At 63.3% G+C, this 14,166-nt stretch carries 11 protein-coding genes; 6 read left to right on the top strand and 5 right to left on the bottom strand.

What is annotated here, in order from left to right:
* On the bottom strand, nucleotides 1–980 hold a 980-nt coding region (locus tag VHD36_22005; protein HVU90022.1), incomplete at its 3' end, for a hypothetical protein.
* Nucleotides 981–1,191: 211 nt separating this feature from the next.
* A complete protein-coding gene (locus VHD36_22000) occupies nucleotides 1,192–2,640 on the bottom strand; it encodes an AI-2E family transporter (protein HVU90021.1) in 1,449 nt (482 codons plus the stop codon).
* 164 nt (nucleotides 2,641–2,804) lie between these two features.
* Here VHD36_22000 and VHD36_21995 point away from each other — a divergent pair, with 164 nt between their 5' ends.
* The 5 genes from VHD36_21995 (at nucleotide 2,805) to VHD36_21975 (ending at nucleotide 8,518) form a co-directional block, all read left to right on the top strand.
* Nucleotides 2,805–3,770, top strand: coding sequence for a lysylphosphatidylglycerol synthase domain-containing protein (locus VHD36_21995; GenBank protein HVU90020.1), 966 nt, complete (start codon nucleotides 2,805–2,807; stop codon nucleotides 3,768–3,770).
* A 108-nt stretch (nucleotides 3,771–3,878) separates the two neighbouring features.
* Entirely contained in the window at nucleotides 3,879–4,871 is a 993-nt protein-coding gene (locus VHD36_21990) for a glycosyltransferase family 2 protein (GenBank protein ID HVU90019.1), read from the top strand.
* Nucleotides 4,855–6,297, top strand: a complete 1,443-nt coding sequence (locus tag VHD36_21985) for a hypothetical protein (GenBank protein ID HVU90018.1) — start codon at nucleotides 4,855–4,857, stop codon at nucleotides 6,295–6,297. Before VHD36_21990 ends, VHD36_21985 begins: the two co-directional genes overlap by 17 nt.
* 108 nt (nucleotides 6,298–6,405) lie before the next feature.
* Nucleotides 6,406–6,669 carry a hypothetical protein gene (locus VHD36_21980; GenBank protein ID HVU90017.1) on the top strand — a complete coding sequence of 88 codons (264 nt, stop codon included), beginning with the start codon at nucleotides 6,406–6,408 and terminating at the stop codon, nucleotides 6,667–6,669.
* Between the two features lie 148 nt (nucleotides 6,670–6,817).
* Nucleotides 6,818–8,518, top strand: a complete 1,701-nt coding sequence (locus VHD36_21975; GenBank protein ID HVU90016.1) for a hypothetical protein — start codon at nucleotides 6,818–6,820, stop codon at nucleotides 8,516–8,518.
* Between the two features lie 115 nt (nucleotides 8,519–8,633).
* Here VHD36_21975 and VHD36_21970 read toward each other — a convergent pair whose 3' ends face one another.
* Nucleotides 8,634–8,765 carry a hypothetical protein gene (locus VHD36_21970; protein ID HVU90015.1) on the bottom strand — a complete coding sequence of 44 codons (132 nt, stop codon included), beginning with the start codon at nucleotides 8,763–8,765 and terminating at the stop codon, nucleotides 8,634–8,636.
* A 42-nt stretch (nucleotides 8,766–8,807) separates the two neighbouring features.
* Here VHD36_21970 and VHD36_21965 point away from each other — a divergent pair, with 42 nt between their 5' ends.
* Nucleotides 8,808–9,866, top strand: coding sequence for a saccharopine dehydrogenase NADP-binding domain-containing protein (locus VHD36_21965; GenBank protein ID HVU90014.1), 1,059 nt, complete (start codon nucleotides 8,808–8,810; stop codon nucleotides 9,864–9,866).
* 128 nt (nucleotides 9,867–9,994) lie between these two features.
* Here the strand turns inward: VHD36_21965 and VHD36_21960 are convergent, their stop codons facing one another.
* Nucleotides 9,995–11,800: a polymorphic toxin-type HINT domain-containing protein gene (locus tag VHD36_21960; GenBank protein ID HVU90013.1), complete on the bottom strand. Its 1,806-nt coding sequence runs from the start codon at nucleotides 11,798–11,800 to the stop codon at nucleotides 9,995–9,997.
* A 107-nt stretch (nucleotides 11,801–11,907) separates the two neighbouring features.
* Nucleotides 11,908–13,956, bottom strand: coding sequence for a polymorphic toxin-type HINT domain-containing protein (locus VHD36_21955; GenBank protein HVU90012.1), 2,049 nt, complete (start codon nucleotides 13,954–13,956; stop codon nucleotides 11,908–11,910).
* Nucleotides 13,957–14,166: the final 210 nt, after the last annotated feature.

Genomic DNA, 14,166 nt, shown 5'->3' with positions numbered 1-14,166 from the left:
AACGAAGCAAACAAAGCCAGCAGCGTGCCGATCAGCGGCAGCCACGGCGTGGGTTCTTTCGCGCTCGCGCGATCTTTGGTTGGCGTCTCTTTTTCTTCCTCGGCGGCCGCGGTTTTTTTAGCCGATTCGGCCTCACGCTGCTTGAAGCGTTCGACGGCCGATTCGGCGGGCGCGGACGCCGGCGGCGGCGCGGCTTTCGGCTCCCCGCGCATCGCTGGCGATGCGCCCGGGTAGGAAAAGCCGGGCGCCGAAGATGAATTGCCTGCTCCAACTGGTGCGCTCGGCATGGGGCTTTGCATAAAGCCGGGCGAAGTCGGCGCGGTCCCGCCTGGATCGGTTCCCAGGCTGGGCCGGGTCGTTGCCGCAGGCGGCTCGTAAGGAGGATTGCTGGGCGGAGTCGTTGGGGCGGGATCGGCTTCTGTGTGCAGCGGCGGAACCGAGGGGTCGGCCGGCGGCGGGGGCAAGTTCAATTGCCCCGGTTGGGCACCGCTATTCGGAACATTGCTATTCGGAGCATTATTGCCGACCGGCCCCGCATTGGTGATGCCCGCGCCGTACCGGCGGCCGCCGGTTCCGTTAGGCCCGGGCGTCGGCCCCGTCATCCCGTTGGGCGCGGTCGCGCCGCTCGGCGCGAAATTGGGGTTCGAGGGAACTTCGGCCGCCGGTGGAGGTGGAACCTGGTAGGTCGTCTGTGGGACGGGGCCGGTGGCGGGAACCTTGGCAACGGCGGCCGGGTTGGGGGTGGCCGGCGGCGGTTCGCCTTCGTGTGGCAGCGGACCGTTACCGACCGTGATGCGATAGGTGCGCACGCCCTGCAGCGACGGCGGCAACTGGCTGGAAAGATCCTGCCCGTCGCGCAGGCTGTCGAGCGTTTGCGGCTCGAGCTGAATGATGTACTCCAGTCCGCCGTCGTCGAGCGGCTGCCAACCGACGTCGATCCCGAGTGTAGCAGCCGCGACGAGCGCCAATACGCCATTCATGGGAGCGTGCCCTTGCGTAGGTCGTTGCGAAATCCGCCGATGCAATCGGCCGAGTCGTCCGGCCCGACGGCACTCGCCGCCAGGAGCCGATCAGTAAGTTTTACACAAAATAGCGGTCGAACAACCCGCCCGCGCCAGGCGGGTTGCAAGTTTTGCCAGGGAAACGGGCGGTGGCGCGACCGGACCGTTGGCCGCCCGCGCCGGATCCAGTTCATGCTACCGGTGGCATCAATTGGGGAGTCTCTCGGGGTGCGGACTCGTCGAGCGCCACGATCTCGGTGTGCAACATGTGGAGCAGTGCTTGCAGGAACGCCATGCCCATCGGCCCCACGAAAATGCCGATCGGTCCCAGCGCCTTCATGCCCCCCAGGATGCTCAGCAAAGCCAGGAGGGGATGCAGCTTCGACTGGCCGTGCAGGACCATCGGTTTGATCAAGTTGTCGATCATCGAAACCACTAGCGCTCCGTACAGCGCCAGCGCCAGCGCCGCCATGCTGCGCTGTTCATAGAAAAGCAGCCACAGACTGCAGGCACCCCACACCGCCGCGGCGCCCACGAAGGGGATCATCGCCAGGAGCATGGTCACCACGGTGAGCAGGAACACACTCTGAAAGCCGGCGAAGAAGTAACCGATGCTCGCCAGCAGCCCTTGGGCAAAGGCCGAGAGCAAGGTCGCCAGGACGACGGCCCGGCTGATCGTCGAAAACTCGTTGAGCAGTTGTTCTTCGTACCGGTCGTCCAGTGGCGAGAGGTGCATGAGCGCGCGGATCATCGCCGGGCCGTCGGCCAGGAAGTAGTACAGCGAGATGATCATCACGCCCAGCCCGACGATGACGTTTCCCAAAAATCCGCCGACGGCCTGTCCGGTGCCGACGGCCAGCGGGGTGGCGGTCTGGCGGATGCGTTCCTGAAAAGCGCGGATCTGATCGTCGTCGGGGTTCACCTGCCGGCGCAGCCAGGCCACGGTTTGGGAGCCCATCAGCGACTCGCGAAACGTCGTATAGGCGGCCATCGTCTCGGGAAACCTGGCCGTAAAGAGTGGCATGTCGTTGATGGCCTCGGCCAGGCGGGTTTCCTGGTCGTGAAATGCCTGCCACGATGCGGCGATATGCTGCCGTGCTTCCGGGTTGAAGCTCTCGTCCACGCGCTTTGGATCATCCAAGGCGAGTTGCGCGTGAATAACGTTCAATTGCGCCTCCAGTTGATGCAGGTGCTCCGGGATCTTGTCGACGGGCTGATTGGGCAGTTCGATGCCGTCAGCGATTTCGTCGACATAAAAGCCAATCGCCGCCAACGTGTCTTGCACGTTCTGCGGCGGCATTTCGAGATGAAACTCGCGCCGCAACTGGCTAAGCCGCTCGCGCACCACGGCCGGATCGAGTTCGGTGGCCAGGCTGAACGCTTCGGCCGCGGCCCGCGTGAGAATCAAGAGCGTGGGAATCAGGACAATGAGCAGAATCGCCGAGGTCGTCATCCCAGCCGCCACGCGCACATGCCCGGCCGATCGAGAAATGAACCACTTGTGCAAGGGGCGAAAGATCACGGCCAGCACCAGCGCCAGGAACATGGGCAGCAGGAAGCTGGACATGACCATGAACGACAGTGCCCCGACCAGGATGGCAATGGTCAGAAGCACGATGAACGAGACGATACGCGACATGCGAGGGCCTCCCTGCGCCAACGTTGGCGGATCGAGCAACCTTATTGTACAAAAGCGGCACGCGCGGCATACCGCCCGAGGCAAAACGAACTCGATGTTTGCCCCCGGAGGACCGTAAACGATGCCGTAGGGCGGCACCTTCCTGGCGCGATTCTTCTCGTCCGATGCATCAAAATCGCGTAAAGAAATTCATCATCGCCGCCGCCAAGATCGCGCTGGTCGCGGCGGTGCTGTGGGGCATGCAGCGGACGATTCGCTCGGCGCTGGCCGACTTGGAACAGCACGCGTGGAGTGCCGCTTCGCTCAATCCTGGCTGGCTGGTTGTGTCGGGAGCCGCTTACCTGGCGGGGCTATTCCCCCAGGCGCTCTTCTGGCACCGGCTGCTCGGTTTGTTCGGCCAGCCGGCCTCAATGGGAGGCACGATCCGCGCCTGGTATATCGGCAGCCTGGGCAAGTACGTGCCCGGCAAGGCCACGGTGATCGTGCTGCGCACGGCGCTCCTAAGACGCGACGGCGTGGGTATCGCTGTTTCCACGGCCACGATCTTTTACGAGACGCTGACCACGATGGCGGTCGGCGCTTTTGTCGCCGGTGGCATCTTGCTCGTGATGCGACACGATCGCTGGCAGTGGACCGTTCTTTCGGCCGGCTTGATGATCGTGGCCGGTGCGCCCACCGTGCCTTGGATCTTCAAGCGGCTGGCGCGGCTGGCCGGCATCGAACGCGCGGCGCCGGCGGCCGTCGACCGGCTCGATCATCTCGGACTGCGCGGTATCGCGGGGGCGTGGGCGCAAATCGGCGGCGGGTGGTTGCTCGTGGGCTTGAGCATTTGGGCCGCGCTCTGCGCGATCGACGGCGAGGCATCGCACGCAGCGCCGGCGGAAATCGCGCTGTCGATCGCGGCCGCCGCCTTGTCGATCGTGGCCGGCTTCGTCTCGTTCATTCCGGCCGGCCTGGTCGTGCGCGACGCGGTGATGCTGGAATTGCTGGCTCCGGCCGTGGGAAAAGGGCCGGCGCTCGTCTGTGCGCTCGTCGCTCGGCTGGTTTGGCTACTGTCGGAAGTAGGGATTTCGATTATCCTATACGCAATGGGCAAACAGCCGCCCGACGCGGCGTCCAAGGCTCGCTAGCCGCCGGGCGCTCACGCCAAAAAAGAGCCCTCGACGGCGAGTTGTTGCGCCCGGCGAGCGGCGTCCTTGATATATCCCCGCCTGAACTCGAATTGAGCCTTGCCAAACATGTTGTCGGCCGTCATCCCGGTATTGAACGAGGTCGACAGCCTGGCCACGCTGCACCGCGAAATCAGCGAAGTGGCGATGGCCGAGAAGCTCGATATCGAGATCATCTTCGTCGACGATGGCTCGACGGACGGCTCGTGGGAAGTCATCACGCGCCTGGCCAGCGAGGACCCGCGCGTACACGGCATCCGCTTTCGCCGCAACTTCGGCAAGGCCGCGGCGCTAAGCGCCGGTTTTCACGCGGCGCGCGGCGAGCGCATCGTGACGCTCGATGCCGATCTGCAGGATGATCCACGCGAGATTCCGCGCTTTCTCAATCACATGGACGTCGGGTTCGACGTCGTCAGCGGTTGGAAGCAAGTGCGGCACGACCCCTGGCACAAGGTGCTGCCATCGCGCGTCTTCAATTGGATGGTCAGCGCCATGACCGGCGTTCGCTTGCACGACCACAACTGCGGCATGAAGGCCTATCGCCGCGAGATCTTCCACGAAGTCCGGCTGTACGGCGAACTACATCGCTTCGTGCCCGTATTGGCCAACGCCCGCGGCTTCAAAGTCAGCGAGCTGGTGGTGAATCATCGCCCGCGCCGCTTTGGAAATTCGAAGTACGGCGTGCAGCGGATCGTGAAAGGGTTTCTCGACCTGCTGACCGTGAAATTTCTCACCGGCTTCGGCCAGCGGCCGCAGCACCTGCTGGGCACGCTGGGGCTGCTTTGCTTTCTGTTGGGCGGATTGGGCCTGACGTACTTGAGCCTGTACTGGGTGGCGACCCAGCTGCATCCCGAATGGGGCAAGCCTCCTTTGCACCAGCGGCCGGCCTTGCTGTACTCGCTCGGCGCGCTATTGCTCGGCGGCCAATTGATGTCGATCGGATTCCTGGCCGAGCTGATCACGGCTTACCACGGTCGCGATACCGACACGTACTCGGTGGCCGAGGAAACCCCGCCCCGCGAGCGTTCTCACGAAAAGAGCCTGCATGAACGCTCCGCCTGACGATGCTTCGCCCCGGCTGCGCTGGGGCGTGTATTGGCTCTTGATCGCGATCGCCTCGGGCGGAATCCTCGGCCGGATTCTTTCGGTCGACTCACTCGATTACATCCGCCTCGAGCAGCACCTGAAGCGCGAAGGGCGCAAGGATTGGGCCAAGCAACGCCCGTTCTTGAGCGCCAATGATCGCAGCCGGTGGGCCACGATTCGCGCGCTGGTGGAATACGGAACCTACAGAATTGACGACGTCGTCTCACAGCCCAACTGGGACACGATCGACATGGTAAAGCATGACGATGCCGGGCATGCCGCGCCCGAGCCGGGCGAAGGGCATCTTTACTCCAGCAAGCCGCCGCTGTTTCCCACGATTCTCGCCGGCGAATACTGGCTGATCGTAAGGCTGACGGGCCGGACCCTGGGGACGCATCCATTCGCCATCGGCCGCTTCATGCTGGTGACGATCAACTTGCTGCCTTTGGTGATCTATTTCGTGCTGTGGGGAAAGCTGGCCGATCGATTGGGTACGACCGATTGGGGGCGCATCTTCACGATGGCCTGCGCCACGTTCGGCACGTTTCTCTCGACGTTTGCCGTCGTGCTGAACAACCACTTGCCCGCGGCGGTCACGGCGGTTGCGACGGTGTATCTTGCCGTGCGCATTACGGTGGATGGCGAGCGGCGCTGGTGGTATTTTGCGATGTGCGGGTTCATGGCCGCCTTCACCGCGGTGAATGAATTGCCGGCCTTGTCGTTGTTTGGCGTGACGATCGCGCTGGTCGCGTGGCATGCACCGCGACAAACGCTGCTGGCATTCGTGCCGCCGGCGTTATTGGTCGCGGCCGCGTCCTTCGGCACGAATTACCTGGCCCATCACACGTGGGCCATCCCCTATGCTCATCGGGAAGACGACAACAATTGGTATAAGTTCAAGTACGTGAAAGATGGCAAGGTCCGGGATAGCTATTGGTCGAATCGCGAAGCACGCAGCCCGATCGACCAGGGCGAAGAATCGGTGCCGCGTTATGCCTTTCACGTGCTCATCGGGCATCATGGCATTTTTTCGCTCACGCCGATCTGGCTGCTGAGTATCGTCGGGCTTGGAATGCTGTGCGCGAGCCGGGATCGTGGCTGGCGCGAGTGGGGCTTGGCGATCACCGCGGTTTCGGTCGTGTGCGTGGCGTTTTATATCTCGCGATCGCTCGATGATCGCAATTACGGCGGCATGACCGCCGGCTTCCGCTGGGCCTTCTGGATGGCCCCGCTGTGGCTCGTGGCCATGCAGCCTGCCGCCGATTGGGCCAGCCGCCGGCGGTGGTCGCAACTTGCCGCCGCCGCGCTCTTGGGACTCTCGGTCCTGTCGGTCAGCTACCCGACGTGGAATCCCTGGACGCAACCGTGGCTGTGGGACGCCCTTGAGGCGTACAAGTCATAGGTCGCAATTCCTTCGGGTCCGGGCGGCCGTTCTTGGCACGCGGGATGCACCTCTTCGTGCCTCCAGGGTGCGTTGGCGCGCCCTGATTTGACCCGCGGAGAAGCTATCATGTCGCACCACAATGGTTCACACAGCGGCGGACATCACAGGGACGAGCAGCAATGGGGCCTGTGCAAGGATTGCAAATGGTGGCAGGTCGAGCCCGATGCCAAGATCAGCGGCCACTCGGTCGGTGTCTGCATCGAAGAGAGCTTGCAGGAATTCCGCCTGCGAATCTCGGGCAATGGCGGTTGCACCATGTTCCTCGAAGGGAAGCCGGCCCGGGCCAAAGGCTCGTCCGACAAACCGCCCACGAAGGTGGCCGCGCGGTAGCGCGGCACGGGCTTTAGCGAGCCGTGAACAGACGCTGCTTGCCCGCGGGCATTGGCCGGACAACAATCTGTAAGCCGCCGGCCGCGTACGACGAGCTGTGGTATGCGCGCGTTGCGGTTCCGGATTGCCAGCAGAAGCGCGCACGTTTATGGCCGACAAAACACCGCTGGGCGGCGTGATCCACACGTACCAGAAGTACGACCCCAAGAACTTTCCCAGCCCCACGCAACCGCCGCCGGACATGGTCTCCTCGGCTTTCGAGCACATGCTGATGTACGGCAGCATGCGCGAGCTGACGGAAGAAGAGCTGTCGCGAGCGATCCAGTTGGATCCGAGCCAGATCGCCGGGCTGGGGCCGAGCCTCGAAGCCTTGCGGGAAATGCTGCTCGCGCGCAAGGAGAAGATCCTCTCCACCTACGAAACGGGCCGAGTGCAAAAAGAAGCGGCCGCGCGCTACCAGGACGAAGGACGCGAGTTGCGCCCTCCCAAGCAATTGCGCAAGGCCGTCGAACGGGCCTTCAAGGACGAGCAGCTGCGCGAGATCGAGCAGCTCTGGTACCTGGCCGGCGGCGAGCGCAGCGAATTCGCCAACGACCTGTTACGCCTGGCCGAGCGGCTGGGCGACAAGTATCAGATCGACGAGCTGGCCGGGAAGTACGAGTTCACCGGTCACGAGCGGCTGACAATCCCCCGAGCGCTCGAAGTCAAGGAAGAGCTGGAAAAAATCGACGAGCTTCTCAAGCAGCTCGAAGAGGCGGCCCGCACGGCGCAGATCGGCGTCATTGACATGGAGCAGTTGTCGGAGTTCGCGAACCCGGGCGACATCGAACAACTGAACGCCCTGCACCAGCAGATTCAAGACTATTTGCGCGACCTGGCCGAGCAACAGGGTCTGGAAAAAACGCGGCACGGTTTTCGGCTGACACCCAAGGCGTATCGGCTATTCCAGGGCAAGCTGCTGGAGCGCATTTTCAGTGAGCTGGAACCCTCGCGCACCGGACGCCATCAAGGGCCGATCGTCGGCGAAGGTGCCGTCGAGCTGCAAAACACCAAGCCGTACGAGTTCGGCGACTCGGTCGCGCAGATGGATATTCCGGCAACGCTCACCAACGCCATGGTGCGCGGCGGCGCGGCCCTGCCGATCCGTTTGCGAAGCGAAGATATCGAGATCCATCGCACGCGCAATACGCCCAAGTGCGCCACGGTGGTGCTGATGGACATGAGCGGCTCGATGCGCTATGGCGGCCTGTACATGAACGTCAAGCGGATGGGGCTGGCCTTGGACGGCCTGATTCGCCGCGAATTTCCCGGCGATTATTTGCAATTCATCGAGATGTACACGTTCGCCAAGCCGCGGCACGTGAGCGAGGTCGCTTCGCTACTGCCGAAGATGGTCACGATCTTCGACCCCTGGGTGCGGTATCGCATCGACATGAGTCGCGAGGATATCTCCGAGGCCCAGGTGCCGCAGCATTTCACCAACATCCAGCACGCGCTGGCCATGTCGCGCAAGTTCCTGGCCCTGCAGCCCACGCCGAACCGGCAGGTGATCCTGATCACCGACGGGCTGCCGACGGCGCATTTCGAGGGGGAGCAATTGCACCTCTGCTACCCGCCCGACGAGCGGACCGAAAAGGCGACCATGCGCGAGGGGCAACTCTGTCAGCGCGACGGCATCACGATCAATATCTTCTTACTGTCGAGCTGGTCGCAATCGCGCGAGGACGTGCAGTTCGCCTACCGCCTGGCCGAATCGACCAAGGGGCGGGTCTTCTTCACCGCCGGCCGCGACCTGGACCGGTACGTGGTGTGGGACTATGTGAGCCGCAAGCGGCAGATCATTTCCTGAAGCGCGGCCGCGGTGTTTAGAGGGGCGCGGACGTCGCCACGGCTCTAGTCGCCATTGGGGGGGGGGCAGGCCTTTCGCCGCGATTCCGCTGCATTGCTACCGACGGGGGCCGTCGTTATTCTGGCGCCGGCTTTGTTCCCAATACGCAAACGACGTTCTTCAACGTGCAGCCGTACGTGATTCTTCCCACGCCCGAGCCGGCCAGCGGCGTGTTGGCGGCTACGGCAGCGGTGTGCGTCTTTTTCATGTTCCGCCGGCGCCGCGCGCAAATCCCTCGCTAGTCTTCGCCATGACGGATGCCGCCGACTGGATGATCTACGGTGCCAACGGCTACACCGGCCGCATGATTGCCCAAGAGGCCGTGCGACGCGGATTACGACCTGTGCTGGCCGGTCGTAGTGCCGCGGCGATCGAACCGCTCGCCGTCCGGCTCGGTTGCCCGTCGCGCACCTTTGGCCTCGATGATTCCGCCGCGGAACATCTCGCAGGCATCCGCGTCGTCTTGCACTGCGCGGGTCCCTTTTCGGCCACGGCACGCCCGATGATGGACGCCTGCTTGCGTGCCGGCGCGACGTACCTGGATATCACCGGCGAAATCGACGTCATCGAGCTGGCCGCCAGCCGGCATGAGGAGACTCGGCGTGCCGGTGTGGCCGTCATCCCGGCCGTGGGTTTTGACATCGTGCCCAGCGATTGCCTTGCCGCGCAGTTGGCCGCGGCGCTGCCGTCGGCCCAGCGGTTGATGCTGGCCTTCGAATCGTCGGGCGGATTGAGTCCAGGCACGGCGAAGACCTCGCTCGAAAGCCTGCCGCACGGCGGCCGCGTGCGCATCGATGGTCGCATCGAGCGCGTGCCGACGGCTTGGAAGACGCGGGAGATCGATTTCCCCGGCCGCCGCTTGAGCGCCGTCACCATTCCGTGGGGCGACGTGGCCGGAGCCTTTTACTCGACCGGCATCAAGAATATCGAAGTCTATGTGGCCATGCCGCCGGGCCAGGTGCGCCAGATGCGGCGATTGCGCTGGCTGTTGCCCTTGGCCGCGTGGGGACCGATCCAGCGCTTCGCGCGGCGGCGCATCGAGCGCACAGTGCCGGGGCCAAGCGCGCAGGAACTGAGCGCCAGCCGCGCGTCGTTCTGGGGACGCGTCGAGGATGACCAAGGTCGCTTCGCCGAGGCCACGCTCGAGACCCCCGGCGGCTACCCGCTGACGGTCGAAACGTCGCTGATGTTCGTCGCCGCGGCGCTGGCCGGGCAGTTGCCGGCCGGCTTTTCGACGCCGTCGCGCGCGCTAGGCAAAGACATTATCGAGCGCGTGCCCGGCTGCAAACTCACCTGGCGACACCGATAAAGCGGACGCAGCGCTGCGTCCACTTTGGGTGTTTCGCGTTTCTGCGCATTTTCAGAACCCTCTCCCTCCGGGAGAGGGCAGGGTGAGGGCGACCGCTGCAGCGCGCTCTTAACGGGCGTGCGTACGCGCTATTCCGCAGTCAATCCTGGCACGATTGCCGTCGTTGGCCCACGGATCTCGATATCGTGGACCAGGATCATCGCGTCGGTCACAAAGTAGGTGTTGAAGTCTCGAACCACCAGGTTATGGCAGGCGGCCTCGCCCGTCTTTTCGACGGTGTCGATCGTGAGCGTGCCTTTGGTGGTGTGCAGGCGATCGCCGACCTTCAGCTCCTTGGCCATGCGCCAGCCAGTACCAACTACCCAGAACAGATGGCCGTGGGTAGCGCGGATGGTCTGCTGGCCGATGCAAATCTCGACCAGCGGCAGCGGCGTACCATGCGTCACGGCTTCGACAGGCTTATAAGTGAGCTCGCCTGAATCGACGTTCTGAGAGAGCACCCAATCACCGACTTGCACGTTCTCGATGGCCACAGTGCCCGTCACCGTCCAGACGAGCGTGCCGGGGACAAAACAGCTGTGACTTCGTGGAATGAGGTTATAACGCGCGTTTTCGTACGTCGGCTTCTCTTGAGCATAGTTCACCTCGTTAAACTGAGCCCACCAATCCCACCACCCTTTCGGATCGGAATCAAAGTCGTTGCCGGTCGCGCCCTTGAGCACCTGAGCGACGCGCTCATTGACAAGAGCGACACGTTGATTCTCTTCAAGCGCGGCATTCGCAACGGCCAGATCTTTAAGTTCCGAGGTAGCAGCCATATCCGGATTGCGCATCGTAGGCCCGAGAACGGCGCCGTTGAGCACGGGTAAGAGTGCGAGATACGGTTGACCGTCTACGGTCGATGTGTAGCTGGAATTAAACAAAGGTCCTTCGCGAAACAGAGAGAGGCGCGAATGGAATGGGCTGGCCGTGAAGCTGACTTCGATCGGCATTTGCATGTTCGACAACAGGAAGGGAACAAACGTGAAGAAATCGCGTTCCTTAAGCGCCACCGCGGCCGCCTGTCGCATGCCATCATGTTTGGCAAAAAGCGCAAACCGTACGAGCGAATCCGTCGCCGCTTGTTGCGGCAGGGCGACGAGCGCATCGATGGCCGCCTGGCCGATCTCGGGCCTGGCCGTCGCAAACACCGCTTCCAAGGCCGGAATGATCGCCGGATCCTGCGATTCCTTTAGCTTTGTCCGGGCCGTTTCCTGCCGGTTCTTGTCGCGGCTTTCCAAATCGCCGCGCAGCCGCGTGAGAATCGGCTTCCACTTGGCAAGCGCCGCCTCGGCCTCCTTGGCCTGCTTCTTCAATACCTCGGCCGTGGCGGCCGGCATCAATTGATGGCGGTAGCGGACGAACCCGAGCTTATTGATCACTTCGGCGCGTTTTCCCTTGGCGGGGGCCAGGCGGAGTGCATTGGCAAGATGGATTTTTTCCTGCTCGACGAGCCCTTGCTCCTTGCACCAGCGGGCCAGGGCCATCTGGCCATCAGCGGTCTGCGGCGCGGCCGCGCGCGATTTTTGATAGCTCAGAAACTTGCCCGACCATTCGTTCTCGCGCGCGGCATCCTCGACGGCCAGCCAGCGCTCACCGACTTTCACTTCGCCCGATTGCCAATGGGCCGGCGCGAATTCCGGTGCGATCGTTACCGCCTGGCGCAGCGCATCGGCCCGCGCCTGCAGGTTTCCCGCGACCTCGGCCAGAAGCGCCTTGCGCACAAGCGCCGCGGCCTCGACGGATGCACTATCGGCGGGCGCACTATCAGTCGGCGCCGAACCCTTGCCCGGCACGCCCTTGTCGGCCGGGGTGGCCGCGTAGGCCCACGGACACGAAGATTCCATTGCGAAGGCGGCCGCGACGGCGGCCCAAACGACCAAATGCCTTTTCATTCCCTGCTCCTGTTCCAGATCTGTTCCTGGCCCAATTCGTTCCATTCCCCTGTTTCTGCCTGGCCTCGCTCAAAGGCTGCCCGCTTCCCGCAGTTGCCTCCTCCCGTTTAATTGGCCGAGAATCCCGGCACGGTACAGAGCGTCGGTCCGTGTACGTCGATATCGTGGACCAGGATCTGCTCGTCGGTGACGAAGAAGGTGGTGAAGTCGGTCACGACCAGGTTGTGGCACGACGCCTCGCCGGTCTTTTCGACGCTGTCGATCGCGAGCGTGCCCTTGGTCGTGTGCAGGCGGTCGCCGACTTTCAATTCCTTGGCCATGCGCCAGCCAGTGCCCGAGACCCAGAACAGGTGCCCCATCGTCGAGCGAATCGTCTGCTGGCCGACATGAATCTCGACCAGCGGCAGCGGCGGCCCCTTGGTAACGCGCTCGACCGGCTTGTAGGCGAGCTCGCCGGTTTCGACATTTTGCGACAGCACCAGGTCGCCGACGCGCACTTCCTCGATCGGCATCTTGCCGGTGACCGTCCACACGATCGTGCCCGGCACGAAGCAGGCGATCTTGCCGCTATCCCAGTGCATGTTCGTGGGCAGACCGTAACGATATGTGGACGCCGGCTGCCCTGGTCTGGTGTTAAGAGTAGGCGGCTGGTACGTCGGCGTGGTCTTGGAGTCGGACAGTTGAGACGACTGAGACGAGGATTGAGCCGGCGCCGTCGACGGGGTGGGATAATAGGTCGCCGCCCCGTAGTACGTGTACGTCGAGCGATTGATCTCGTACGTTTCCGGACTGCCGGCGTAGTGCAGCTCGTTGTACTCCGACCACCAGTTCCACCAATCCTTGGCATCTTCGCCCATGCTGTCGTTGTCTGTCGCGATGCGCAACGCGGCGATGATCCGCTCGTTGGCCCACGCCGACCGAGCATTCTCGGCCATGGCGGCCTGCGCGGTGACGCTGTCCTGGGCCGCTTGGGCGGCGACGCGCTGCTCGGCTTGCGCCGTTTGTGGGATCGTGAGGCCGCCCACGGCGGGCGTAAAATTCGGGAGCGCGGTCACGCCCGAGGTGTACAACATGTTGGCTTCGGGCCCCTCGCGATAGAGGGTCAAGCGCTCGCCAAAAATGCCCCCTTCGCCGGCAAACGACTGGAAGCTGATTTCGATCGGATTGCTCAGGCCCGCGAGCAGCATCGGCACATAGCTGAAGACGTCGCGCGACCGAAGCGCTTCGGCAGCTGCTTGGCGCACTTCCTCGTTCTCGGCCAGAACGGCGAAACGGACCAGCGATTCCGAGGCCTTGATCTCGGGCATGGCGGCGATGACCTTGACGGCTGCCGCGCCGGCCGTGGCCCCGGACTTGGCAAAAACGGTTTCCAGCACCGGAATGACGGCGACGTCCTTGATGTCGTTCAGTTTTTGTTCCGCGTCGATTTGCCGGCTGGCATCGCGACTTTCCAGATCGCCGCGCCAGCGCGTCAGGATCGGCTTCCACTTGTGCATCAACGCTTCGAGTTCCTTGTCGTGCTTCTTGTACAAGTCGGCCTTGGCGGCAGGCATCAGTTGCTTCTGATAACGCACCAGGTCGAGCTTCTTCATGATGTCGCGCTGCTGATTGTGCGTGGGGCGCATGGACATGGCCGCCTGCAGGTGCATCCGCGCTTGATCCGTCAGTCCCTTCTCGCTGCACCACGCGGCGAACTTGATCTGCTCGTCGGCCGTGGCACGAGTTTTGGCGCGGCGTAGCCGGTATTCATGGAATTTTGCGGCCATCGTGCTGGTGGCCGCGGCACTATCGACCGACAGCCATTGGCCGTCGATCTTCATTTCGCCAAGCTGCCAATGGGCCGGCGCGAAATCAGGATCCGCCGCCAGCGCTTGTTGCAGATACTCGCCACGTGCCTGCGTGTCGCCCGTGGCCTCGGCCGAAAGGGCCTTGTCGAGCAGGACCTGTGCCTCGGCGGGCTGCGATTCTTTCTCAGCGTGCCTGGTGCCGCCCTTTTTGTCTTTTGTCGCGGGTGCTTGGCCTTTCGTCGCAGGCGCCTTGTCTCTGGTCGCAGGCTCGGCGGCCTGTGTCGTGACGAGAGCGGCCGATGTGAAAACTGCTACCGAAGCAAAAAGAATTGCCGCGATGCCTTGCCGTACGTATCCCTGCCTGTTCATGTTGGTCTCCCGCTCCGAGATCCGCTTCGTAAATGTTCCCTGTTCCGATCGCTCTTTACATTCGGACTCTTAGACATCGATTCGCTAGTCAGTGCCTCGCGACGTTGGTCCCGCGCGCAGCTGTGTTACACGGAAAAACTGCGGGGCAAAGAAACCCACAGCCAACGAGAGAGCGGCGACCTGCCGCATGATGCGCGACAACCGCATATC

This window comes from Pirellulales bacterium (genome assembly GCA_035546535.1).
GTDB lineage: Bacteria > Planctomycetota > Planctomycetia > Pirellulales > JACPPG01 > JACPPG01.
The sequence above is the reverse complement of the archived record's forward strand: the minus strand, read 5'-3'. Positions and strand labels throughout refer to the sequence as shown.

Coding starts and splice junctions, on each gene's coding strand:
- VHD36_22000 (HVU90021.1), bottom strand. CDS start 2,640: ATGTCGCGTATCGTCTCGTTCATCGTGCTTCTGACCATTGCCATCCTG.
- VHD36_21995 (HVU90020.1), top strand. CDS start 2,805: ATGCATCAAAATCGCGTAAAGAAATTCATCATCGCCGCCGCCAAGATC.
- VHD36_21990 (HVU90019.1), top strand. CDS start 3,879: ATGTTGTCGGCCGTCATCCCGGTATTGAACGAGGTCGACAGCCTGGCC.
- VHD36_21985 (HVU90018.1), top strand. CDS start 4,855: ATGAACGCTCCGCCTGACGATGCTTCGCCCCGGCTGCGCTGGGGCGTG.
- VHD36_21980 (HVU90017.1), top strand. CDS start 6,406: ATGTCGCACCACAATGGTTCACACAGCGGCGGACATCACAGGGACGAG.
- VHD36_21975 (HVU90016.1), top strand. CDS start 6,818: ATGGCCGACAAAACACCGCTGGGCGGCGTGATCCACACGTACCAGAAG.
- VHD36_21970 (HVU90015.1), bottom strand. CDS start 8,765: ATGAAAAAGACGCACACCGCTGCCGTAGCCGCCAACACGCCGCTGGCC.
- VHD36_21965 (HVU90014.1), top strand. CDS start 8,808: ATGACGGATGCCGCCGACTGGATGATCTACGGTGCCAACGGCTACACC.
- VHD36_21960 (HVU90013.1), bottom strand. CDS start 11,800: ATGAAAAGGCATTTGGTCGTTTGGGCCGCCGTCGCGGCCGCCTTCGCA.
- VHD36_21955 (HVU90012.1), bottom strand. CDS start 13,956: ATGAACAGGCAGGGATACGTACGGCAAGGCATCGCGGCAATTCTTTTT.